Annotated in this window: 19 protein-coding genes; 9 read left to right on the top strand and 10 right to left on the bottom strand. The window is 63.2% G+C overall.

All coding sequences use genetic code 11. The annotated features are described in order from the left end of the window. Positions 1-23: 23 nt before the first annotated feature. The 5 genes from PWG15_RS16245 to PWG15_RS16225 all read right to left on the bottom strand — a co-directional run bounded on the left by PWG15_RS16245 (position 24) and on the right by PWG15_RS16225 (position 6,744). On the bottom strand, positions 24-2,663 hold the full coding sequence (locus PWG15_RS16245; RefSeq protein WP_275021550.1) for a bifunctional diguanylate cyclase/phosphodiesterase: 2,640 nt from the start codon (positions 2,661-2,663) through the stop codon (positions 24-26). Between the two features lie 135 nt (positions 2,664-2,798). Continuing rightward, on the bottom strand, positions 2,799-2,984 hold the full coding sequence (locus PWG15_RS16240; RefSeq protein ID WP_275021548.1) for a DUF3008 family protein: 186 nt from the start codon (positions 2,982-2,984) through the stop codon (positions 2,799-2,801). 84 nt (positions 2,985-3,068) lie between these two features. Next, complete coding sequence (locus PWG15_RS16235) at positions 3,069-4,688, bottom strand: cisplatin damage response ATP-dependent DNA ligase (protein WP_275021546.1); 1,620 nt, start codon at positions 4,686-4,688, stop codon at positions 3,069-3,071. A gap of 3 nt (positions 4,689-4,691) precedes the next feature. Then, positions 4,692-5,702, bottom strand: a complete 1,011-nt coding sequence (locus PWG15_RS16230) for a ligase-associated DNA damage response exonuclease (protein WP_275024440.1) — start codon at positions 5,700-5,702, stop codon at positions 4,692-4,694. Positions 5,703-5,790: 88 nt separating this feature from the next. Then, positions 5,791-6,744, bottom strand: a complete 954-nt coding sequence (locus PWG15_RS16225) for a nucleoside hydrolase (protein WP_275021545.1) — start codon at positions 6,742-6,744, stop codon at positions 5,791-5,793. A 208-nt stretch (positions 6,745-6,952) separates the two neighbouring features. Here PWG15_RS16225 and PWG15_RS16220 point away from each other — a divergent pair, with 208 nt between their 5' ends. Continuing rightward, entirely contained in the window at positions 6,953-7,282 is a 330-nt protein-coding gene (locus PWG15_RS16220) for a hypothetical protein (RefSeq protein ID WP_275021543.1), read from the top strand. Positions 7,283-7,483: 201 nt separating this feature from the next. Beyond that, positions 7,484-8,143 carry a hypothetical protein gene (locus PWG15_RS16215; RefSeq protein ID WP_275021539.1) on the top strand — a complete coding sequence of 220 codons (660 nt, stop codon included), beginning with the start codon at positions 7,484-7,486 and terminating at the stop codon, positions 8,141-8,143. A 98-nt stretch (positions 8,144-8,241) separates the two neighbouring features. Here the strand turns inward: PWG15_RS16215 and lysS are convergent, their stop codons facing one another. Further along, complete coding sequence (lysS, locus tag PWG15_RS16210; protein WP_275021537.1) at positions 8,242-9,738, bottom strand: lysine--tRNA ligase; 1,497 nt, start codon at positions 9,736-9,738, stop codon at positions 8,242-8,244. A gap of 10 nt (positions 9,739-9,748) precedes the next feature. Continuing rightward, a complete protein-coding gene (gltX, locus tag PWG15_RS16205) occupies positions 9,749-11,206 on the bottom strand; it encodes a glutamate--tRNA ligase (RefSeq protein WP_275021536.1) in 1,458 nt (485 codons plus the stop codon). 258 nt (positions 11,207-11,464) lie between these two features. Between gltX and PWG15_RS16200 the strand changes: the two genes are divergently transcribed. Next, positions 11,465-11,812 (top strand): ArsR/SmtB family transcription factor, encoded by a 348-nt coding sequence (locus PWG15_RS16200; protein ID WP_275021535.1) that lies wholly within the window; start codon positions 11,465-11,467, stop codon positions 11,810-11,812. A 232-nt stretch (positions 11,813-12,044) separates the two neighbouring features. Continuing rightward, entirely contained in the window at positions 12,045-12,425 is a 381-nt protein-coding gene (locus PWG15_RS16195; protein ID WP_275021534.1) for a VOC family protein, read from the top strand. A gap of 238 nt (positions 12,426-12,663) precedes the next feature. Here PWG15_RS16195 and PWG15_RS16190 read toward each other — a convergent pair whose 3' ends face one another. The 3 genes from PWG15_RS16190 to PWG15_RS16180 form a co-directional block, all read right to left on the bottom strand. Beyond that, entirely contained in the window at positions 12,664-13,413 is a 750-nt protein-coding gene (locus tag PWG15_RS16190) for a TerC family protein (RefSeq protein ID WP_275021533.1), read from the bottom strand. 112 nt (positions 13,414-13,525) lie between these two features. Then, positions 13,526-14,365, bottom strand: a complete 840-nt coding sequence (locus PWG15_RS16185; protein ID WP_275021532.1) for an AraC family transcriptional regulator — start codon at positions 14,363-14,365, stop codon at positions 13,526-13,528. 102 nt (positions 14,366-14,467) lie between these two features. After that, a complete protein-coding gene (locus PWG15_RS16180) occupies positions 14,468-15,175 on the bottom strand; it encodes a TetR/AcrR family transcriptional regulator (protein WP_275021531.1) in 708 nt (235 codons plus the stop codon). A gap of 158 nt (positions 15,176-15,333) precedes the next feature. Between PWG15_RS16180 and PWG15_RS16175 the strand changes: the two genes are divergently transcribed. From PWG15_RS16175 to xylB, 5 genes are all read left to right on the top strand, one after another. Next, positions 15,334-16,542: an HlyD family secretion protein gene (locus tag PWG15_RS16175; protein ID WP_275021530.1), complete on the top strand. Its 1,209-nt coding sequence runs from the start codon at positions 15,334-15,336 to the stop codon at positions 16,540-16,542. A gap of 149 nt (positions 16,543-16,691) precedes the next feature. Further along, entirely contained in the window at positions 16,692-18,281 is a 1,590-nt protein-coding gene (locus tag PWG15_RS16170) for a DHA2 family efflux MFS transporter permease subunit (protein WP_275021529.1), read from the top strand. 81 nt (positions 18,282-18,362) lie between these two features. After that, positions 18,363-19,478, top strand: a complete 1,116-nt coding sequence (locus PWG15_RS16165; protein ID WP_275021528.1) for a metallophosphoesterase — start codon at positions 18,363-18,365, stop codon at positions 19,476-19,478. Positions 19,479-19,622: 144 nt separating this feature from the next. Next, complete coding sequence (locus PWG15_RS16160; protein ID WP_275021527.1) at positions 19,623-20,660, top strand: LacI family DNA-binding transcriptional regulator; 1,038 nt, start codon at positions 19,623-19,625, stop codon at positions 20,658-20,660. A 61-nt stretch (positions 20,661-20,721) separates the two neighbouring features. Then, positions 20,722-22,176: a xylulokinase gene (gene xylB / locus PWG15_RS16155; protein WP_275021526.1), complete on the top strand. Its 1,455-nt coding sequence runs from the start codon at positions 20,722-20,724 to the stop codon at positions 22,174-22,176. Positions 22,177-22,181 lie beyond the last annotated feature (5 nt).

The raw sequence follows: 22,181 nt of genomic DNA, 5'->3' as shown, positions 1-22,181 counted from the left end.
TTTGCGGCAGGCCGGCGTGCTTCTCAGGCCGCAAGCCAGCGGCGCTCGAAGGCGAAGGTCGCGAGGTCGTTGGCGTTCATCGGCCGCGCGAAGGCATAACCCTGCAGTCCGTGGCAACCGAGTTCCTTCAGGATATGGGCGTGTTCCAGCGTCTCGACGCCCTCGGCGATCACTTCGATCCCGAGCGACGTGCCGATATCGATGATCGATTCGACGAGGCGCTTTTCAGCGGGTGACTCGAGGATCGGCAGCACGAGCTGGCGGTCGATTTTCAGCCGTCGCGGGGTCAGTTTCAGAAGGCTCAGGATCGAGGCATAGCCGGTGCCGAAATCGTCGATCTCGATGTCGATGCCGAGCTCCTTGATCCGGCGGATGTTGGAAAGCACGGTCACGTCGCTCTCGTCGAAGGAGATCGATTCCAGGAGTTCGAAAGACAGGCGGCCCTTGGGAATCTTCAATTGTTCGAGACGATCGATCAGGTTTTCATCGTGAAGACGCGCATAGGACAGGTTGACCGAGACCTTGGGAATATGGATCCCGCCCGCCTCCCAGCGGTAGATCTGGAACAGTGCCTGTTCCAGGATAGCCTGGTCGATCGACGCGACCACATTGATGTCTTCCGCCGTCTTCAGGAACGTATGCGGCCCGAGCAGTCCCTTGGACGGATGATCCCAGCGGGCCAGCGCCTCGACCCCTGTTATGTCGAGGGTACGCGGGCAGAACTGCGGCTGGAAATGCGCGATGAACTCGTTGTGCTCCAGCCCGCGAAGGATCTCGTCGGCCGTCTGCTTGGTCTTGAAAACGGCCGTCTTCAACTCGCCCGTGAAGGTCTCGTGCCGGTTGCGGCCGCGACGCTTGGCTTCGTAGAGCGCGATATCGGCATTGACGAGCACATGCGACAGGTCATCCGTTGCCTTGGCCTGGGCAGCGATGCCGATGCTGACGCCGATGCGGCACTCCTGATCCTTGTAGCGGACGGGCACGCTCATCGCCTCGATGATGCGGGATGCCAGCGTGGCGTCCGGTTCTATCCCGCTATCCTGGCGAACGATGACGAATTCATCGCCGCCGATGCGGGCAACGAAGTCCCTGGCATCCGCATTGCCGCGCAGCAGCTCGGCGGCATGGCGCAGGATTTCGTCGCCGGCGGCGTGGCCGAGCGTATCGTTGATCTGCTTGAACCGGTCGAGATCCATGTGGAAGATGCTCAGGCGAGCCTCCGGCGCGAAATGCCTGTTGCGCTCGGCCAGGACCTGATCGAGGAACCGGCGGTTCGGCAGGCCGGTCAGCGGATCGTGCAGGGCGTTGAACTCCATGCGATGACGGGCAGCCTCGAGTTCGACGCTGTGTGCCTCGGCCATGCGCTTGGCTTCGAACAGGGTTTCGCGGGTCTCGAAATCGGCGGTCACATCCCAGTTGACCCCGACCACCTTCCGCATGCCATCGGCGCCGATATAGGCGGAGCCGATCGCGCGAATGTGGCGCAAATTGCCGTCTGGGAGGGAGATGCGGAAGTCCGAGTTGTAGGCGTCGCCGGTCTTGAGTGCTTCAGCGAACTCGCCTTCGGCGCGCTGGAGATCGTCGGGATAAAGGGCACTCCTCCAGTCCTCATAGGTCTCGCGGGCGGAGCCGACGCGGCCGTAGAGTTCGCGCATCCGGTCGTCCCAAAGCAGCTTGCCACTGGCAATGTCCAGCTCCCAAATGCCGATCTGCGAGGAGTCCAGCGCGATCTTCAGGCGGTGGGAGAGCTCCTGCAGCTGCGCCTTGCTGTGTCTCAGCGCGCGGATGTTCATCTGCCGCTCGCTCATCAGGCGCCCGGTCAGCACCATCGGCAGGATGATCATCAGGCCGCCGAGAACGATCAGCCCGCGAATGAACCAGGCATTGCCGGCCGTCGTCGGCCAGCCGCCCCGGGGAACGGCTGCGATGCGCCAGGAGCCGCCTGGCAACAGCACGGTCATCTCGACGGGCGAGTGCTTGAAGATCGCGGGGTCGCCGAAGAAGACCGGCCCTTCGGCGCCGGTGCCGTCGCGCCCGGCTATGGCGATATCGATGCCGGGCTGTTCGGAATGGAGGCCGCTGTCACGATAGAGGCGATCGATGTCGATGATGGCGGAGACGATGCCCCAGAAGCGATTGCTGCCGCCGCCCGCGTCGATCATTACCGGGAAGCGGCCGATCAACCCACGTCCGCCCTGGACGAGGTCCACGGGGCCGGCAAGCACCATCTGTCTGGTGTTCTTGACGCGCATGACGGCAGCGCGCTGCAACTCGTTCTTGCGGTAATCGAGCCCCAGGGCCTTCTCATTTCCCTTGAGCGGGTAGACGAGCGAGACGACGAGGTTCGGCGCGGCAGCGATGCTGCGCAGTTGCGAGCGTTCGGTAAAGATGCTGCGCGAAAGGGCGGCGAAGCGCTTCTGATCCATGCCCGGCTCGGTGACGAGCGTGCCGATCAAGCCGCGCACCAGCTGGATATTGCCGTTGACGTTGGCTTCGAGCTTGGAGCGGATGGGATTGAGCTCTTCGGCGACCCGTGTGCGCAAACGCGCCTCGGCCACCACCTGGTTCTGATTGTCTGCGAGGATGCCGGCCACCAGGACCACGAAAGCCGCGATGATCGCCGGAAGGTAGCTTGGCGTTAAAACCCTGGAGAGCCTCTTCATTCCGAGGTTGAAAGCATGTCTGGCAGGCACAAATCACCCCGGCGGCACGCGAATGGCTGTGTATCGACCGAGATAATCCCAAAAGGGTCTTAATAATTATTGTTTTAGTCGGTTCTTTTATTCGAGTTTTCGCACTCAACCGCCCTTGCGCTCCGGTAGGCTCTTGCGCTTGGTCTCGGCGAGTTCCTTGAGTTCGCCTTCCGTCATGGATTTTTCCATTTCGCGGGACGCGCCCTTGAGACCGGACTTCTTGGTCTCTCCGCGTTTTGCGGCAAGCGCCGCACCGGCTGCCTTCTGTTGAACCTTCGATTTGGCTGGCATGGAACACCACCTTTCGGTTGCTAGTCCCCTCCCAACGCTTAGCCTTAGCCGGTGTTCCGAGATATCCGGGTGATTGTCGCGGGGCTAGGCACCGTCCCTGGCTTCGATCATGGCCTGCAGCGTCTCCAGGCGATCGGCGTCGCGCGGCAGCTTGTCCTGTCTCAGGCGGGCAATGCGGGGGAAACGCATGGCGACACCGGATTTGTGCCGGGTCGAGCGGTTGATGCCTTCGAACGCGACCTCGACGACGAAACCGAAATCGGGTTCGGCGCGCACGGCCCGGACCGGCCCGAAGCGCTCGGTCGTGTTGTCCCTGACGAACCGGTCGAGAACCTCCAGCTCGGCGTCGGTGAAGCCGAAATAGGCCTTGCCGACCGGAACCAGTGTCTCCTTGCCATCGGCGACAGTCCAGACACCGAAGGTGTAGTCCGAGTAGTAGCTCGAGCGTTTGCCGTGGCCGCGTTGCGCGTAGAGCAGCACGGCATCGATGTTGAAGGGCGCGCGCTTCCATTTGAACCATGGCCCTTTGATGCGGCCCGGCGTGTAGGGGGAATTGAGCCGCTTCAGCATGATGCCTTCGATGACCGGATCGGGTGGGTCGGCGCGCAAGTGGTCGAGTTCGTCCCAGGTGGAGAATGGCACCAGCGGCGACAGGTCGAAATGCTGTGGCGAGGTGCTTTCCACAAGATCGGCAAGCATGACTCGTCTTGTGACGAAGCCTTGCGGGCGAACGTCCTCTTCTCCGGCAAACAGAATGTCATAGGCGCGGATGAAGGCGGGATAGGCATCAATGAGCTTGTGGCTGACCGTCTTGCGGTTGAGCCGCTGCTGCAGATCGGCGAAGCTTCTGGTCGCGCGATTGGTACGCGCCGTGCCGCCGACCAGCAGCTCACCGTCGATGACGCCGGCGAAGTCGGCGGCTCCGAGCACATCGGGAAAGGCGCCCGAAATCTCGTCGCCGCTGCGGGAATAGAGGCGACGCACACCGCCGATATTTGCAAGCTGCACGCGGATCCCATCCCACTTCCATTCGGCCGCGAAATCCTTGGGGTCGAGCGCGTCGAGATCGCCGTCACCGACGGGGTTGGCAAGCATCACCGAATGGAAGACCGCCGGCGTCGAAAGCTCGGGCTTCTCCGCCTCTCCTGACAGCCAGCGGAAGAGCGGCAGATAGGGCGGCGACAGACCGTGCCAGAGCGTCTCGATCTCGGCGACGTCCTTGCCACCCATTTCGGCAAGCGCCTGTTTGGCGAGCTTCGCCGATACGCCGATCCTGAGGCCCCCGGTTACCAGCTTGAGGAAGGCGAAGCGTGCCGAAGTGTCCAGATGGTCGAGCATATCGCGCACGACGCCGCGCACGTCGGCGCGTCCGGTCATCTGCAGGCGCTCGATGGCGGCACCCAGCGGTATGTCGGAATGAACGGTACCAGCCGGCGGTTCCCAGACCAGAGAGACCGTTTCGGCGAGGTCGCCGACATAGTCGTAGGAGTACCGGAAGAGCACCGCGTCCATGCGTTCGAGCAGCAGGTCTCGGATCATCGCCGGCTTGACCGTGCTCAGCGATAGCGTGCCGGCGATTGCCGCAAGCGCGTAGCCGCGGCTCGGGTCCGGTGCGGTCCGGAAGTAGTCGGCAAGCAGGCGGATCTTGGCGTTGCGCTGGGGGCTGAGGACGAGGCGATCGAGCAGCTCGGCAAAGGCGTGCATCCGTTACTCTCCCTCGTCGTCGTAACCGACGAGATGCAGCGGGCGAGCGGCGATGCCTTGCAGCTCGCACCAGCGCACAAGTGCTTCTTCGCGGCCGTGCGTGACCCAGACTTCGCCGGGAGCGATCTCGGTGATCGTCTGCGTGAGCTCGGCCCAGTCGCAATGATCGGAGATGACGAGCGGCAGCTCGACGCCGCGCTGCTTCGCCCTTTGCCGGATCAGCATCCAGCCGGAGGCGAAGATGGCGATCGGGTCGGCAAAGCGCCGGGACCAGCGATCGGCGAAGGCGGCGGGCGGACCGATCACGATCGTCCCTCTGAAATCCTGTTTGTCGTCGGCGGCAAGTGTTGCCGGACGGAGTTCGCCGAGGTCGATGCCCTGGCTCTGGTAGTAGTCGCAGAGCCGCTGCAGGGCGCCGTGGATGAAGATCGGCTGGTGGTAGCCCGCTTCGCGCAGGAGCGCGATGACGCGCTGCGCCTTGCCGAGCGCATAGGCGCCGACGACGTGCGTCCTTTCTGGAAACTGGGTGAGCGAGGTAAGCAGCTTGCGCGTCTCGGCCCGGTCGTCCGGGTGGTGGAAGACCGGCAGGCCGAAGGTTGCCTCGGTGATGAAGACGTCGCAGGCGACCGGCTCGAAGCCGGCGCAGGTCGGGTCCCGCCGGCGTTTGTAGTCTCCGGATATGACGATGCGGGTGCCGTTGGCACGCACCGAGATCTGTGCCGAGCCGAGCACGTGGCCCGCGGGATGGAAGCCCACCTCGACACCATCAAGCGTCAGCCTTTCCCCAAGTTCCACCGACTGGCTCGTGCCGCAGAAACCGTCGCCGTAGCGAATGCGCATGATGTCCAGGGTTTCGCGCGTGGCAAGCACCTGGCCATGGCCGGCGCGGGCATGGTCGGAATGGCCATGGGTAATGAGCGCCCTTTCGACCGGCTGCACCGGGTCGATGAAGAAATCGCCGATCTGGCAGTAGAGACCCTTGGGGGCGGGATAGAGCAGGGCGTCCGGTTTCATGGACATAAAGATAGCCGGCGAACACGCGTCCGCCAGCCATCTTGTTCAAGTTTTTCAAGGCACAACATCGGTCGCGCTTCGATGAGGTTCAGCCGTTCAGGACAAGCGTGTCGCTGATCAGCTTCAGCGTGCGGGCGGCATCGATATCGATGCAGGCCTTCTGGCTCGGCAGATTGTCCCACGGGCTCGGCGGGAAAAGCCGGTTGTCGGGTCTCTGGATCGTCTGGCCGTCCGAGATGCCACCGCAGACGACGCGGATCGACCCGCTTCGGACGGTGAAGAGTTCAGGCGCCACGACATAGGCGCAGGCGCAGCTGTCATGCACCACCATGCCATCGGGCACGTGCTGCTCGTAGAAGGTGACGTAGAACTTCGAGATGTCAGCAAGCAGCTTGCCGGCGTCGCCGCCGCGCTCGGCAATGTCGGCGATCATCGCCTTGGTCATCACCGTCTTGGTGGTGACGTCGAGACCGACGACGGTAACCGGCCACGCAGCGGTCATCACGACATCGGCGGCTTCCGGATCACCGTGAATGTTGGCTTCGGCGGCAGGGGTGATGTTGCCGTTGACGTCGAAGGCGCCGCCCATGATGACGACTTCGCGCACGAGTGCGGCAAAATCCGGATCCTCGCGCAGCGCCAGTGCCAGGTTGGTCATGCGGCCAACGGCGATCAGCGTCACTTCGCCGGGATGGGCGCGGACCGTGTCGATGATGAAGCGATGCGCCGGGCGCGGGTCGATCGGCAGATCGACGGTCTCGGGGACATCGATGTTGCCGAGGCCGTCGTCGCCATGGATGAAGGTCGGCCAGCCCACATGCGGACGGTCGGGATTGAAGGTCTTGTCGAGACCCTTGGCGACCGGTGCATCGATGCCCCACTCACGCTTCAGGAACAGCGCATTGCGGGTGGTGGTTTCGACCGAGGCATTGCCGAAGACGGTGGTGATGCCGATCAGGTCGATGGCCGGATGACGATGCAGGAAAAGCAGCGCCATCGCATCGTCGATGCCCGGGTCCGTATCAAAGATGACTTTGTGCATTTTCGTTCTTCTTTTCTTGTTCTTGTGTTTGACGGCCCGCAATGGAGGCAAGATGGCTGTGAAAGTCAATCTCCCCGCCGGCCGCCTTAATCGAGGCTGAGCGCGTTCCTGGCCGGTTTCCGTGGGAACATCGCTGCGCGGGCGGGCATGGCAAGCTCCTTCGCATGGATGGGAACGGCCCATCCAGTGTCAACCGGGAGGTCATGTCATGCATAGGCTGGTACTCGTTTCCATGATCGTCATCACCGCGGCGACCGCGTTTGCCGCTCCCTCCTTTGCCCAAAGCGCCGGCGGCAAGGGCCGCGGTGGCGGTGGCGGCGGTAGCGGGCACAGCTCGTCCGACAGCAGCGATTGGTATTCCGGCGTCGGCTCCTTCACGCATGGCAACGACAACTACAGCCGTCGGCGTCCGAAGGTGATCCTCACGAAGTCAGGGGCCTATTGCGTTGAAAACCGGCGGTGGGTGGATGCCTCCGGCAACGTGCATGTTTCGCCCTACCGCGAATGTCGCAACCGCGTGGACATCGCGATCGATTGATCAAGCCAACGGGTAATAGCGGCGTGCAAGCGGGTAACCGGGTGCGTGCCGCTTTGCCAGTTTTCGGAGGCCTTGCAGGCCGACTCCGTGGCTCATGTCCGCAGCAGCAGCTTAAACTTTCCGAAAGGTGGCGCGCCTAATGTTGAGGCGTGCCCTTTGGGGCTTATTCTGCAATTCCTGGGTATGACGGCGGAGTCCCTCGTGAAGGCTATCCTCGGCAAGTTTCGGCCTTCGAAGAGGCTGCTCGTCATCCTCGCGGCCGCCTTCGGTGTTTCGGCCGCATCCGGCGGCGCCGCCGTCTATGTCAGCCGAGACGCTCTGATGGCGGGGCTTTCCAAGCCGAACACATCGGGTCTCGAATGCACGATGCTGCGGACCGTCAAGCTCAGCCACAATGGCCAGCGCTGGATCCGCATGCACGTCAAGACAGATCGCGCCGATGGCGAGACGCGTATGCGCACGGCTCTGCGCGTGGTCGGCGCGCTGGCGAAGGTTGAAAGAGCCGATCTCTATCAGGTCGTCGTGCTCGATGCGGCCGGCCCGGAGGATCGGGCACAGGTTCGCGGAGCTGCAATCGGGGCGGAAGTGCTCTTCGCTCCCGGCCCGCAAAGCGTGCCTGGCATGAGCGAAACCTTCCGCGCTTCCTATAATGCCGGCACGGCGAATTCCGCCGGCGTCTTCCATGGCAAGACAGTCGATCTGTCGATGGACGATATCCGCACCATGATGGCGGCCATGGACGACCACTCGTCGTGCATCGATCCATCCGCGGATCCGGCCGAAGCCAAGACCGCCGAAGCAGGCGGTGCCGAACACGAGGCCAAGCCGGAGGAGACGGCCGAGGCGCCGGCCGGTCACTGAGACCAGGCCGGGGCCGAGACGCCGGATCATCATCATAAAATAAAAAGGCCCGACGCGTATGCGGCGGGCCTTCGTGTTCGTGGCAATGCGACCTTTGGTCAGTCGGCCTTCTGGCGGCGTGCCGGGAAGAGGATGACGTCGCGGATCGACGGCGCGTTGGTCAGAAGCATGATCAGGCGGTCGACGCCGATGCCGAGGCCGCCGGCCGGCGGCATGCCCTGGTCGATGGCGTCGAGGAACTCGTCGTCAAGCTGCTTGGCCTTTTCGCCGCGTGCATGCGCCTGTTCCAGCTGCTCGACCATGCGGGCGCGCTGCTCTTCCGGATCGTTGAGCTCGGAGAAGGCGTTGCCGAGTTCCCAGGCGTTGCAATAGGTCTCGAAACGCTCGACGAGGCGCGGCTCGCCCGGCACTTCCTTGGCAAAGGGCGAGATGTCCTTCGGGAAATGCGTGACGTGGGACGGCTGGATCAGCGTCGGCTCGACCTTCTCTTCGAAGACGAAAGCGAGGCACTCGCCCCAGGTCCAGTCCTTTTCGACCTCGAAGCCGGCGGCCTTGGCGGCGTTGCGGGCTTCCTCGTCGGTCTTTATCGCCAGGAAGTCGATGCCGGTCGCTTCCTTGACGGCATCGGGCATCGGCACGCGGCGGAACGGACCCTTGAAGGAGATCTCCTTGTCGCCATAGGCAAATTCGGTCGAACCGTGGATCGCCATGGCCAGCTCGCCGAACATACGCTCCACGAGGTCCATGATGTCCTCGTAGTCGGCATAGGCCCAGTAGCACTCCATCATGGTGAATTCCGGATTGTGCCGGGTGGAGACGCCTTCGTTGCGGAAGTTGCGGTTGATCTCGAAGACCTTGTCGGTGAGGCCCGAAACCAGCGTGCGCTTCAGGTACAGTTCCGGCGCGATGCGCAGGTACATGTCGAGCTTCAGCGTGTTGTGATGCGTCTTGAACGGCTCGGCGGTGGCGCCGCCATAGACCGAGTGCAGCATCGGGGTCTCGACTTCCATGAAGCCGTCGTTTTCCATGAAGCGACGGATGCCGGAAACGATGCGGCTGCGCTGCTGGAAGCGCAGCTTCGATTCCTCGTTGGTCATGATGTCGAGGTGACGCTTGCGATAGCGCAGCTCGATGTCGGAGAGGCCGTGCCACTTCTCGGGCATCGGCAGCAGCGACTTCGTCAGCATGGTGATCGCTTGCGCGTTGATCGTCAGTTCGCCGCGCTTGGTGCGGCGAACAACGCCGGTGACGCCGATGATGTCGCCGATGTCGATCATCGGCAGCAGCCCGCGGGCTTCCTCGCTCGTGACGTCCTTGTGGCTGAAGATCTGGATCTTGCCCGACGCGTCATGGATGTCCATGAACATGCCGGAGTTGCGCGAGGAGTAGACGCGGCCGGCAACGGTGACGACGTCCTGCGTCTCGGTGTCCGGCTCCAGGCCTTCGTACTTGGCGGTGAGCTCGGCGTTGGTCATCGTCCGGTGGAAATGCGCCGGATAGACGTCGGCGATCTGCTCGCGCAGCAGCTTCAGCTTCTGTGCGCGCACTTCCGTGACGTCGGAGGAGAGGCCAGTCGTTTCGGTCTTGTCGTTCATCGTGCTCTCCTTACTTTCCGCTGCCGACCATGGAGGCGACCACCTGGGACGCGACCTTCAGGCGCTGGCGGACCACGGCGCGGCCGAGGATCTCCATGCTGTCGAACAGCGGCAGCGAGCGCTGCGAGCCGGAAACCGCGACGAACAGCGGCGCCACGATGACCTTCAGCTTCTTGCCCATGCGATCGGCGACAGCGCGCAGCTCGGCTTCGATCGATTCCTTGTTCCATTCGAGGATCTTTTCAAGATCCGGCTGAACGGTGTTGAGGACTTCGAGCAGTTCCTCGGGCGTCGACTTGACGCCGGCAAAGGCTGCCGGCTGCAGGCCGAGGTCGGATTTGAACAGGAAGCTTGCGAGATCCGGCAGTTCGCCGAGCTTCGAAATGCGCGACTGGCTGAGCTTCAGGCCCTGCTTCAGGCGATCGTTTTCCATCGCCCAGGCAAGGACGCGGGCGGCGAACTCGTCTTCCGAGAGCTTTTCGCGGATCCAGCGGGCGTTCAGCCAGTCGAGCTTCTGGATGTCGAAGATCGCACCGGCCTTGGACAGGTTCTCCGGATCGAACTTTGCCGCAAGCTCGTCGATCGTCAGCAGCTCCTCGCCTTCGGCGATCTGGATGAAGAACAGGCCGAGGAAGTTCATCAGCGCTTCCGGCAGGTAGCCGAGGGCGGTGTAGTAGGAGATCGACGTCGGGTTCTTGCGCTTCGACAGCTTCGACTTGTCGGCATTGCGCATCAGCGACAGGTGCATGAAGACCGGCGGCTCGAGACCGAGATAGCGGTAGATCAGGATGTGCTTCGGAACGGAAGCCAGCCACTCCTCGCCGCGGGCGACGTGGGTGATCTTCATCAGGTGGTCGTCGACGACGTTGGCCATGTGGTAGGTCGGCATGCCGTCGGCTTTGAGCAGGACCTGCATGTCGACGGCATCCCACGGGATTTCGACGTCGCCATAGACGCCGTCATGGAACTTGCACGAGCCCTCGGTCGGGATCTTCATGCGCACGACATGCGGCTCGCCGGCGGCAACGCGCGACGTCACTTCTTCGGCAGAGAGGTGGAGGCAAAGGCCGTCATATTTCGAGGGCTTGCCGGCGGCGCGCTGGCTCTCGCGCATCTGCTCGAGCCGCTCGGGCGTGCAGAAGCAGCGGAAGCCGTGGCCGTTCTCGACGATCTTCTCGACGTAAGGACGATACATGTCCTTGCGGTCGCTCTGGCGGTAGGGGCCATAGGGACCACCGATATCAGGACCTTCCGACCATTCGAGCCCACACCATTTCAGCGCGTCCAGCACCTTCTGTTCGAACTCCGGCGTCGAGCGGGTCGCATCGGTGTCTTCGATGCGCAAGATGAATTCGCCGCCGTGCTTCTTCGCGAAGAGGTAGTTGAACAGAGCGATATAGGCGGTGCCGACATGCGGCTCGCCGGTGGGAGAGGGTGCGATGCGTACCCGGACTGCTGAATTTGCCATGGTCTTTTGCCCGTCTGACGTGCTTTTCGCCCCTTGCCGGAAAAGAAATCCGACCGCCGGGGCGCGCATTTTATGGGAAGGAAAGGCCCGCAAGGGTGCCGCAACAGCGGTATCGGCAGGCTATTCCAGTCGGCTCGCGTGAGACCATAGAACACCGGTCATGTCAACGGAAAGTGGATCACGCCGGTTTTTGTTGACACTGCCTGCCCTGAGCGATAATGAACCGAAAGGTTATTTAACTGAAAGGTTTTTTAGAAAATGCCGGAAGATCGCTTGTCGACGACGCTTTCAGCCCTGGCCGACCCAACGCGAAGGGCGATCCTCGCCCGTCTCGCCCTCGGAGAGGCGTCTGTCGGCGAACTGGCGGAACCGTTCGAAATGAGCCTGCCGGCAGTTTCCAAGCATCTCAAGGTTCTCGAGCGCGCCGGGCTGATCAGCCGCGGCCGCGAAGCGCAATGGCGCCCATGCCGGCTCGAGGCTGCACCGCTGAAGGACGTCAACATTTGGCTCGACAGCTACCGTCGCTTCTGGGAACAGAAGTTCGACCGTTTGGACGCCTATCTTCAGGACCTGCAGCGCATCGATCCGGATGCCGGGAAGAACTGATCGCTAGCCATCTTCCGTCCTTGGCCGTTATGCGGTAAGCAGAGCGCGTCGAAAAAGGCAGGACCGGATAAGGTAAGCCCGGTCCCTTCGCAGCCGCTCATGGCCTGCGAAGCTCTGCTCGAACGTCCCGTTCGAACCCACGACGTGGTTCCGATGCCATCGCATCGGTCCGCGGCGGGGTGTATGCAATCGACGCAGTCCGCCGCGTTTCTCGAACACGGAGACTGCAAACATGCGACTGAATCATATCGATCTCTATAGCCCTGTCGTTGCCGAAACGGCTTCCTTCCTTATCGATCACTTCGGCCTGACGCTGGTCGAAAAGCGCGGCAAGGACGCTTTCTATCGCTTGACGGACGGTTCCGGTCTGGTGCTCGTCGTCAGCCCGCCGATCGCCGCACTTGGCGGCGGCGACCAGGTGAGCCTCAACACTCAAACCTATCATATCGGCTTCCTGCTGCCGGCGCGGGCCGAGGTCGACGACGTCTACCGGAGGGTGCGTGGATCCGGCATCGAGGTGATCGCGCCAGAGGACCGGCATGGCGCCTACGTCTTCTATGCGGTCATTCCCGGCAACATACTGGTCGAAGTCGGTCATCGCGCAGACGTCTGAACTGGAGCGAAGGGCGGGCGGAACGTTTCTTCAGGCGATGCGTTGTCCAATCAGAAGGCGTGGGGCCGGGCTACCGGCATGGCTCAGCGAAAAGGAGGAGCGATCCTGGTTTTCGCTGAAGGCTCGCGGTTGACGGCCGGTCCGTCCGGCTCCGCGCCTTCGTGAACTCCCGCAAGCAAGAAGGCCCGCATCCTCGATGCGGGCCTTTTCGCGATGAAGCCGTCGTGGCAGCAACCTGTCAGTTGAGCTTGCCTGCCTTCCTGAGCCGCGCATTGCGCGCGACCATGTTGAGGATTTCGACGAGAGCCGAAAAGGCCATGGCGGCGTAGATGTAGCCCTTCGGCACATGCAGGCCCATGCCTTCGGCAATCAGCGTCGTGCCGATCATCAGGAGGAAGGCGAGCGCCAGCATCACGATCGTCGGGTTTTTCTCGATGAAGTTCGCGAGCGGATTGGCGGCGACGAGCATCACGGTGACCGCGGCAACGACGGCGATGACCATGATAGGCAAATGCGGCGTCATGCCGACGGCAGTGATGATGCTGTCGACGGAAAAGACGAGGTCGAGCAGCAGGATCTGTCCGATCGCGGCGCCGAAGCTGTTGATCGCCGAAGAGGCGATGAAGTCCTCGCCGTGATCGCTCGGATCGACATTGTGATGGATTTCCTTGGTTGCCTTCCAGACGAGGAAGAGACCGCCGGCAATCAGGATCATGTCCTTCCACGAGAAGCCGTGGCCGAAGGCTTCGAACACCGGCGTCGTCAGCTTGACGATCCAGGCGACCGTTCCGAGCAGGGCAAGGCGCATGACGAGGGCGAGGCCGATGCCGATGCGGCGGGCCTTTTCGCGATGCTCCGGTGGCAGCTTGTTGGTGAGGATCGAAATGAAGATCAGGTTGTCGATGCCGAGAACCACCTCCATGACCACGAGGGTGACGAGGGCGACCCAGGCGGCGGGGTCTTGGGCAAGCAACAGGAGGTCCTGCATCGGCGATCTTTCTCTTTGGGTGGCGCGTCGTCGCGCAAGAATCGCCGGAAGTATTTAAGAAACATCGCGGACGTGACAAGCGCCGCCGCTCTTTGCGGCGGCGCTTTACCGTTTACGATTTGATCGGAATCCACAGTTCGACGACGCCCATGCCCGAATGCGGGTCGAAGCGTTCGTCGTAGCGCTCGATGAGGTCGGGCGTTTCGCCGTGTTGAAGCCCGGACTCGGGCAACCAGGTGCCGAAGACATAGTCCGCGGTCTTGGCGATCGCGGAGATGTGGCCACGGTGCAGGAAGACCGCATAGCGTTGCTTCGGCAGCTTCAGCGTCGAAAAGCCGTCGGGCAGTTCGTCGGTTTCGCTGACGTCCGCGGCTGCCATGTAGCGGAAGGTTCCGGCCTCGCCATTGCTTTGGGTGCAGACACCGTAGGCGATTTCGCCCTTCTGGCCGGGTATGTTGCCGAAATGGCGGTTGAAGCGTTGCCAGAGCGAGGGGATGCCCTCGGTGCGGCTATAGGCGTAGGTTTCCGAAAGGCCCGCCAGAAGCAGGGGCGGGCTGTCTTCGAAGCGCGGCGGGTCGATCTTCAAGAGGCGGGTATCGTCCATTCTTAAAGGCTCCATCAGTTCGATGTTTCGAACGTGCCTTTGCTTGCGCACCGTCTCGGGCGTCACGCCGAACTGGTCGCGAAAGGCGCGGGTGAAAGCCTCGTGCGAGTTGTAGCCCGCTTCGAGGGCTACCGAAAGAATACTGAGGGAGCCATCGGCCAGGGCGTATGCGGCATCGCTGAGGCGCCGCCCGCGAATATAGGCGCTGATCGAGCGGCCCGTGACCAGCCCGAAAACACGCGAGAGATGGAAGCGCGAAAGGCCAGCGGCCCCGGCGATTTCATCCAGCGATATGTCCTTTGCGAAATGGCTCTCGATGAACCAGACCGCCCGTCCGATGGCACTCATCATCACTCCTTTGGCAGTGCCCTGGTGATAGGGTCTTGCCGCAAGGTGCGCTTGATCGCAATTGCTGGATTGTAACACCCGGGCGGTCGGGAGTGTTCGGCGTCAGCCGACCTGTTGCTTTGGTCCGTAGGCGGACATGAAGACGCGGACGGCGGCGGTCACCGTCGCCTCGATCTGCTCGCGCGGCGGGGCGGAGCACATGCCGCCGAAAAGCCGGTGCTTGAAGAGCCCGGCCTGTGCCATCTCGATGAACTGGCGGGCAGCGATCTCGGTATTGTCGATGTCGAGAACACCGGTTGGAACCTGGCGGTCGAGATAGGCCTTGAGCACGGTGTAGCCGTTCTCGGGCGCCTCGCTGAAGAAGCGCTCGGCCAGATGCGGCATGCGGTCGATCACGCCGATCACCATGCGCATGGAACGGATGGTTTCTTCGGAGGTCATGCTGGTCGTCAGCGTCACGCCGAAATCGTAGAGTGACTCCTCGACGTCGTCGTGATCGTTGAGCGCGTGCTTGGCAGTCTGGACCACCCGGGTCTTGCCCTTGATGATCAGCGCCTTGAACAGGTCTTCCTTGTTTTCGAAATAGACGTAGAGGGTGCCCTTCGAAACGCCGGCCTCGCGGGTGATGTCGTTCATGCTGGCGGCGTCGAAGCCCTGGCTCAGGAAGGCACGCCTTGCGCCTTCGAGGATCTGCTCGCGCTTGGCCGGGTCCTCGCCGGCGGCGTGGCGGCCGCCCCCCGAAGAAAGATCTTCATCCAGGCCGACAGTCGGCTGGATCACGTCCTGTGTTCCGGTCTTCACCGCGCTCATGGTGGTCGTTTGTTTCCGTCCTGCTTGCATTAAATCTTTGTCGTCGAACCACGCGGTTCGATTTCCTCTTGATATGCGACGGGAAAGGGCTTATGTCAAGTTCCAATCGAACCGAACGGTTCAGTTCGTTCAGCAATCTTTAACCAGGCCGGTGCCCAATGTCCGCATCCAACACATCCAGCGCTGCTCGCGTCCGTCCCGTTGACGAGAATTTTGAAGTGCAGCAGGAAACCGCGCTTGAGGCAAAGGCGCCCGCCGCGGAGCAGGCCGCCGTCCAGGCTCCCGCAGAAACGGCGCAGCCGCCGAAAAAGGCGCGCAAGCCCATCGTTCCCGTGCTCGGTCTGGCCCTTCTGGCCGCCGGTGGCTGGTTCGGCTACGACTGGTGGACCAATGGCCGCTTCATGGTCTCGACCGATGACGCCTATATCGAAGGCGACATCGCGACGATCTCGCCGAAGGTTTCCGGCTATGTCGCCAAGGTCGACGTCGTTGCCAACCAGAAGGTAAAGGCCGGCGACCCGCTCGTTACCCTCGACGACGGCGACTACCGCATAGCCGCCGAGCAGGCCGAAGCGAAGATCGCCACCCAGAAGCTGGCACTCAGCCGTTTCGACGCGCAGATCGCTGGTGCCAAGGCAAGTCTTGCCCAGACCGAAGCACAGAAGAAGGCTCTCGAAGCGACGGTGCGCGGCGCCGAACTTGCGCAGAAGCGCGCAAGCGACCTCCAGTCCAAGGCCGTCGGCACCGTCGCTTCGCTTGACAATGCCGATGTGGCGCTCGACCAGGCGCGGGCAAACCTTTCCGGGGCTGACGCCAATATCGCCGCCGCCAATGCGAGCATCACCGTGCTCGAGGCGCAGCGTACCGAAGCCGAAAGTGAAATCCGCTCGCTCGAGCTTGCCCGCGACAAGGCCAACCGCGACCTCGGTTTTACCGTTCTGAAGGCGCCCTATGACGGCATCGTCGGCAACGTCGCAGTTCAGGTCGGCGACCTGGTTTCCGCCGGCCAGCGGCTTGCAGCGCTTGTTCCGGTCGACCAGCTCTATATCGATGCCAACTTCAAGGAGACCCAGATCGCCCATCTGGTGCCGGGCTCCAAGGTGAAGGTCCATGTCGATGCCTATGAGGATCACGCGATCGAAGGCACGGTCGCCTCGATCTCGCCGGCCTCCGGCTCGGTCTTTTCGCTGCTGCCGGCCGAAAACGCCACCGGCAATTTCACCAAGGTGATCCAGCGTGTGCCGGTGCGCATCACGCTGCCGGCCGAGGTGCTGGCGGAAGGTCACCTGCGTGCGGGTCTGAGTGTCGTCGTCGATGTCGACACGCGCACGGCGCCGGACGCAACGAAGGTCGCAGCCACCAAGTAAGCGGACGAAATGCCGGCGCGCTCTTGGGCGCGCCTTACCGTCGAGACGCCAGCGCGCCACGCGGCGTGTTCAAGTCCGGAACGCACGCGCGGCGAAACGCGCATGTCCAGAACGCTGGCGCCAGGGCGCCCATGCAAGGAGTGGCTGAGATGGCCGCAACGGCAACAGCAGGTTCGGTGGCGGCCGCCGCACCGAAGGTCGAGGAACATATGGATCCGAAGAGGCTGATCGCCTTCTTCGCCATGGTCGTCGGCATGTTCATGGCGATCCTCGACATCCAGATCGTTTCGGCGTCACTCGCCGAAATCCAGGCGGGCCTGTCGGCCGGGTCGGACGAGATCGGCTGGGTGCAGACCTCCTATCTCATCGCCGAAGTCATCATGATCCCGCTGTCGGGGACGTTGGCGCGCATCGTCTCCACGCGCGTGCTGTTCTCCGTTTCGGCGGCGGGCTTTACCGCGGCGAGTGCGCTTGCGGCAACGGCGACGAACATCGACCAGATGATCGTCTATCGCGCCATCCAGGGCTTCATCGGCGGTGGCATGATCCCGTCGGTCTTTGCAGCGGCCTTCACCATCTTCCCGCCGTCGAAGCGCAACATCGTCTCGCCGATCATCGGCCTGATCGCGACGCTGGCGCCGACGATCGGCCCCACGGTCGGCGGCTATCTCAGCCACGCTTTCTCCTGGCACTGGCTGTTCCTCGTCAACGTCATCCCCGGCATCATCGTCGCTACGCTCACCTGGACCTTCATCGACTTCGACAAGCCGGAACTCGGTTTGATGAAGAAGTTCGACTGGTGGGGCCTGGCGTCGATGGCGATTTTCCTCGGCTCGCTCGAATATGTGCTGGAGGAAGGCAACGCCAACGACTGGTTCAACGACGACCACATCGTCATGGGCGCGGTCGCGACCGTGATCGCCGCGGTGATTTTCTTCTACCGGGCCTTCAAGGTGGAATTCCCCGTCGTCGATCTCAGGGCGTTCTCCAATCGAAACTTCGCTTTCGGCTCGATGTTCTCCTTCGTGATGGGCATCGGCCTTTACGGTCTCACCTATCTCTATCCGCTCTATCTCGGTCGCATCCGCGGCTACGATTCGCTGATGATCGGCGAGACGATGTTCGTCTCGGGCCTTGCGATGTTCTTCACGGCGCCCGTGGCCGGCATCCTGTCGGGCAAGCTCGATCCGCGCGTGCTGATGACGATCGGCTTTACCAGCTTTGCCGCCGGTACCTGGATCATGGGGCACCTCACCGCCGACTGGGACTTCTACGAACTGTTTATCCCGCAGATCCTGCGCGGTGTCGGCTTGATGCTCTGCATGGTGCCGATCAACAACATCGCGCTCGGCACCATGCCGCCGGCCCGCATGCGCGGCGCCTCGGGCCTGTTCAACCTGACCCGTAACCTCGGCGGTGCAGTAGGGCTCGCGGTCATCAACACGATCCTGACCCAGCGCCAGGACTTCCACTATGCCCGCCTTGCCGAGCATGTGCAGTGGGGCAACCCGGAAGCGATGGAGCGGTTCAACAACATGGCCGCCAGCTTCAACGCGCACGGTCTCGACGGTACGACGATCGCCGTCAAGCAGCTTGCTGCCATGGCGCAGAAGCAGGCGGTCATCCTGTCTTTCGGCGATATCTTCATGCTTTTGACCGTGTTGTTCCTGTCACTGATCCTCGGCGTGATGATGATCAGCAAGCCACAGGGCGTCGGCCCGAGCGGTGGCGGTCACTAGTTCACTTCGGTAAGGCGCTGCTCTCGGTTTACGCGAGCAGCGCCTTGCGGCACACTCCCGTTCCGCGAGAGGGACGGAAGAATGGAACCATTGTTTTCTGCCGGTATTTCGCGACGGTCCTTCGTCACGGGCCTTGCCGGCCTTGGCGTAGGGCTTGCGGCCTCCCGCAGCCGTGCTGCCGCTCCGGCCATCGACGCGACGTTCCTGTTCTCCAACGACATCCATGCCTGCCTCGTGTCGATCGAGGGGCTTGCCCCGAACTGCGCGGCTGAAGGCAAGACCGACGCCAGCCTGCTGCGACATGTGGCGGCGCTGAATGCCGTGCATGCCATGCGCTGGCCGGAAACGGTTGCGAACAAGCCGAGTGGCCTGGCAAGCGCCGGACGGCAGATCGGCAAGCCGCTCGGCCTGGTGCTCGGGGGAGACATCACCGACGACGGCGGCGGCCAGGTGCGCCAGCCGCGCGAGGGGCGGCAGCTGCAGCAGTTCTCCAGCCGCTACCAGGAAGGGGCGGGACCCGACCGCGTCCACATGCCCGTCTATGTGGGTCTCGGCAACCATGACCTCGACCAGGACGGCCCGCCGCCGCATGTCGACTGGTATCGCCGCGAATTGCGCGACTATGTCGAGCTCAACCATCGCCAGACGGTCTTCTACAAGCCGCCGGTGCCGGTGACCAACTACGACCCGCTCTCGGATTGCTACTCATGGGACTGGGGCGGACTGCACCTCGTGCAATTGCAGCGCTTCGGCGGTGACGAGTCCAAGGGCGCGGTGAATGCGCTGCCCTGGCTGAAGCAGGACCTGGCGACCTATGCCGGCGACGGCCGGCCGGTGATCCTGTTCCAGCACTATGGCTGGGACGCGTTCTCGACCGAGGTCTGGGATGCGAAGCTGAAGACCTTTGACGACAGCGGCGACGGCAGTCCGCATTGGTGGAGCATCCCTCAGCGCCAGGCGCTGCTGGACGCCATCAAGGGCAGCAACGTCATCGCCCTGTTCCACGGGCACCAGCACGAGACCGCAATGATCTACCGGCAGAGCGGGCTCGACCTTATCAAGCCGAAGGCGGCCTATATGGGCGGTTTTGCGATCGTGCGGGTGACAGACGGGTTCATGGATGTGGTGCTGGCCGAAGCGGGTGAGGCTCATGGCGAAGTTGCCTTCACCGCGGCCTTCAGCAAGCGTCTCGGATGAGCGAAAAAATAAGCTGATTCAATAGTTTAAGGCAGATGTCCGGTGGTTCCCCGACGCCAGGCCAAGGGCCTGTTTTTCGCGTTCTGCAGATTCTTGATTTACGTACATCAAAAAATCCTCTAAAGGCAGAGCCCGGAGGAAAACATGCGCCCGACTGTTCACGATATCGCTGCCGAAGCGGGGGTCAGCCTCGCGACCGTCGACCGGGTTTTGAACAATCGTCCGGGCGTGCGCGGTGTCACGCGCGACAAGGTCGAGCGCGCCATTGCAACGCTCGGCTATGTGCGCGACGTTGCCGCCGCCAATCTTGCCAAGAGCCGCATCTACCCGCTGATCTTCATCTTGCCCGAGGGCGACAACACCTTCATGCGCGGCCTTGCGGTCGAGGTGGAGGCGGCAAAAATGCGGTCTGCGGTCGAGCGTACCGCGATCACAGTGGTCTCCGTGCCGGCTTTCGATAGGGCGGCCCTGGCCGCGGCCCTGGAAAAGGCGCGGACACTCGCCCCTGCCGGCGTCGCTGTTGTTGCGATCGACGCGCCCGAGGTCGTTGCGGCCGTCAATCGGCTCCGCGAGGACGGCATTGCCGTCGTGACGCTGGTGTCCGACCTGCCGGGATCTTCGCGTGATCACTTCGCCGGCGTCGACAACATCGCCGCTGGCCGGACCGCTGGCACCTTGATGGGGCGTTTCCTTGGCGGTCGCGAAGGGCCGGTCGCGATCGTCGCCGGCTCGATGCTGGTGCGCGACCATCGCGATCGTCTCGAGGGCTTCAGCGCGGCCATGGCCGAAAGCGCGCCGGGCCGCCGGCTTCTGCCCGTCGTCGAAGGCCATGACGATCCCGCCGAGGTCGAGAAACTCGTCTCGGGGCTCATCGTCGACCATGCGGATCTCGCCGGCATCTACAGTCTCGGCGCCGGCAATCGCGGCCTGATCACAGCGCTCGAAAGGGCCGGGCGTCAGGCCGATGTTTGCGCCATCGCGCATGAGTTGACGCCGCACAGCCGCGCCGCGCTCGCCTCGGGCACCTTGGACGCGCTCCTGAACCAGGATGCCGGCCATGAGGTTCGCAGCGCCATCCGCGTGCTCAAGGCTCGTGCCGATGGTCTCGCCGTGATCGGGGCGCAGGAGCGCATCCGTATCGAGATTTTCCTGAAGGACAACCTGCCGGTCGATCCGGCGTAACGATTTGGAACTGTGCGGTTCCAGACGGGAAGCCGGCTGGAGTTGCTCAATGGAGGCAAGCATGTATCTCGGACTGGATCTCGGCACATCGGGCGTCAAGGCAATGCTCATTGATGGCGACCAGCGTATCGTCGGGTCGGCCTCAGGCGCCCTCGACGTCTCGCGGCCGCATCCCGGCTGGTCGGAGCAGGACCCGGCACACTGGCTGCGCGCCACCGAAGAAGCGATATCAGGGCTGAAGGCGGCGCATCCCAAGGAACTTGCGGCCGTGCGCGGCATCGGTCTTTCCGGTCAGATGCACGGCGCCACGCTGCTGGACGCTGAAGACCGGGTGCTCCGGCCCTGCATTCTCTGGAACGACACGCGCAGCTTCCGCGAGGCGGCAGCACTCGACGCCGATCCGCAGTTCCGCGCAATTACCGGTAATATCGTCTTCCCCGGCTTCACCGCGCCGAAGCTTGCCTGGGTGCGCGCCAACGAGCCCGAGATCTTCTCCAAGGTGCGGTGGGTCCTGCTGCCGAAGGACTATCTGCGGCTGTGGCTGACCGGTGAACACATGTCGGAAATGTCGGACTCGGCCGGTACCTCCTGGCTCGATACCGGCAAGCGGCGATGGTCTGAGAGCCTGCTTTCTGCCACCGGTATGGACGAAAAGCAGATGCCGAGCCTGGTCGAGGGAACCGACCCGGCCGGGAAGCTGCGTCCTGAACTCGTGGCCCGCTGGGGCATCTCCGGTGACGTCGTGGTTGCCGGCGGTGCCGGCGACAATGCGGCGTCCGCCTGCGGCATGGGCACGGTCGGCGAGGGGCATGCCTTCGTCTCGCTCGGCACCTCGGGCGTGCTCTTTGCCGCCAACGCCAGTTACCTGCCCAATCCGGAAAGCGCCGTGCATGCCTTTTGCCATGCGCTACCCAACACCTGGCACCAGATGGGCGTCATCCTGTCGGCGACCGATGCACTCAACTGGTATTCGGGCGTTGCCGGGCGCAGTGCTTCGGACTTGAGCGCCGAACTCGGCGACAATCTGAAGGCGCCGACCGGCGTCACCTTCCTTCCCTATCTCTCGGGCGAGCGCACGCCGCACAACGATGCGGCGATCCGTGGCGCCTTCGTCGGGCTCGGCCACGAAAGCAGCCGCGTGGTGCTGACGCAGGCGGTGATGGAAGGCGTGTCCTTCGCCATTCGCGACAGCCTGGAAGCGCTCCGCGCCGCAGGCACGGCGCTCTCGCGGGTGACGGCAATCGGCGGCGGCTCGCGCTCGCGCTACTGGCTGAAGTCGATCGCGACGGCGCTCAATCTGCCGGTCGACCTGCCGGCCGACGGCGATTTCGGCGCTGCCTTCGGGGCCGCCCGTCTTGGTCTCATCGCCGCAACGGGTGCGGACCCTGTCGCCACCTGCTACGCGCCGCGCACCGCCGAGACGATCGCGCCCGACGCGACGCTGGTTTCGGCCTACGAGGACAGCTACCAGCGCTACCGTCGGCTCTATCCGGCGATCAAGGGTGCCGCGTCGTGACGACG

The organism is Ensifer adhaerens (assembly GCF_028993555.1).
GTDB classification, from domain to species: Bacteria; Pseudomonadota; Alphaproteobacteria; order Rhizobiales; family Rhizobiaceae; genus Ensifer; species Ensifer adhaerens_I.
The sequence above is the reverse complement of the archived record's forward strand: the minus strand, read 5'-3'. Positions and strand labels throughout refer to the sequence as shown.

What these genes read in the sequence shown, in the direction of transcription:
- PWG15_RS16245 (WP_275021550.1), bottom strand. Translation starts at nt 2,663, where the DNA reads ATGAAGAGGCTCTCCAGGGTTTTAACGCCAAGCTACCTTCCGGCGATC.
- PWG15_RS16240 (WP_275021548.1), bottom strand. Translation starts at nt 2,984, where the DNA reads ATGCCAGCCAAATCGAAGGTTCAACAGAAGGCAGCCGGTGCGGCGCTT.
- PWG15_RS16235 (WP_275021546.1), bottom strand. Translation starts at nt 4,688, where the DNA reads ATGCACGCCTTTGCCGAGCTGCTCGATCGCCTCGTCCTCAGCCCCCAG.
- PWG15_RS16230 (WP_275024440.1), bottom strand. Translation starts at nt 5,702, where the DNA reads ATGAAACCGGACGCCCTGCTCTATCCCGCCCCCAAGGGTCTCTACTGC.
- PWG15_RS16225 (WP_275021545.1), bottom strand. Translation starts at nt 6,744, where the DNA reads ATGCACAAAGTCATCTTTGATACGGACCCGGGCATCGACGATGCGATG.
- PWG15_RS16220 (WP_275021543.1), top strand. Translation starts at nt 6,953, where the DNA reads ATGCATAGGCTGGTACTCGTTTCCATGATCGTCATCACCGCGGCGACC.
- lysS (WP_275021537.1), bottom strand. Translation starts at nt 9,738, where the DNA reads ATGAACGACAAGACCGAAACGACTGGCCTCTCCTCCGACGTCACGGAA.
- gltX (WP_275021536.1), bottom strand. Translation starts at nt 11,206, where the DNA reads ATGGCAAATTCAGCAGTCCGGGTACGCATCGCACCCTCTCCCACCGGC.
- PWG15_RS16200 (WP_275021535.1), top strand. Translation starts at nt 11,465, where the DNA reads ATGCCGGAAGATCGCTTGTCGACGACGCTTTCAGCCCTGGCCGACCCA.
- PWG15_RS16195 (WP_275021534.1), top strand. Translation starts at nt 12,045, where the DNA reads ATGCGACTGAATCATATCGATCTCTATAGCCCTGTCGTTGCCGAAACG.
- PWG15_RS16190 (WP_275021533.1), bottom strand. Translation starts at nt 13,413, where the DNA reads ATGCAGGACCTCCTGTTGCTTGCCCAAGACCCCGCCGCCTGGGTCGCC.
- PWG15_RS16185 (WP_275021532.1), bottom strand. Translation starts at nt 14,365, where the DNA reads ATGAGTGCCATCGGACGGGCGGTCTGGTTCATCGAGAGCCATTTCGCA.
- PWG15_RS16180 (WP_275021531.1), bottom strand. Translation starts at nt 15,175, where the DNA reads ATGAGCGCGGTGAAGACCGGAACACAGGACGTGATCCAGCCGACTGTC.
- PWG15_RS16175 (WP_275021530.1), top strand. Translation starts at nt 15,334, where the DNA reads ATGTCCGCATCCAACACATCCAGCGCTGCTCGCGTCCGTCCCGTTGAC.
- PWG15_RS16170 (WP_275021529.1), top strand. Translation starts at nt 16,692, where the DNA reads ATGGCCGCAACGGCAACAGCAGGTTCGGTGGCGGCCGCCGCACCGAAG.
- PWG15_RS16165 (WP_275021528.1), top strand. Translation starts at nt 18,363, where the DNA reads ATGGAACCATTGTTTTCTGCCGGTATTTCGCGACGGTCCTTCGTCACG.
- PWG15_RS16160 (WP_275021527.1), top strand. Translation starts at nt 19,623, where the DNA reads ATGCGCCCGACTGTTCACGATATCGCTGCCGAAGCGGGGGTCAGCCTC.
- xylB (WP_275021526.1), top strand. Translation starts at nt 20,722, where the DNA reads ATGTATCTCGGACTGGATCTCGGCACATCGGGCGTCAAGGCAATGCTC.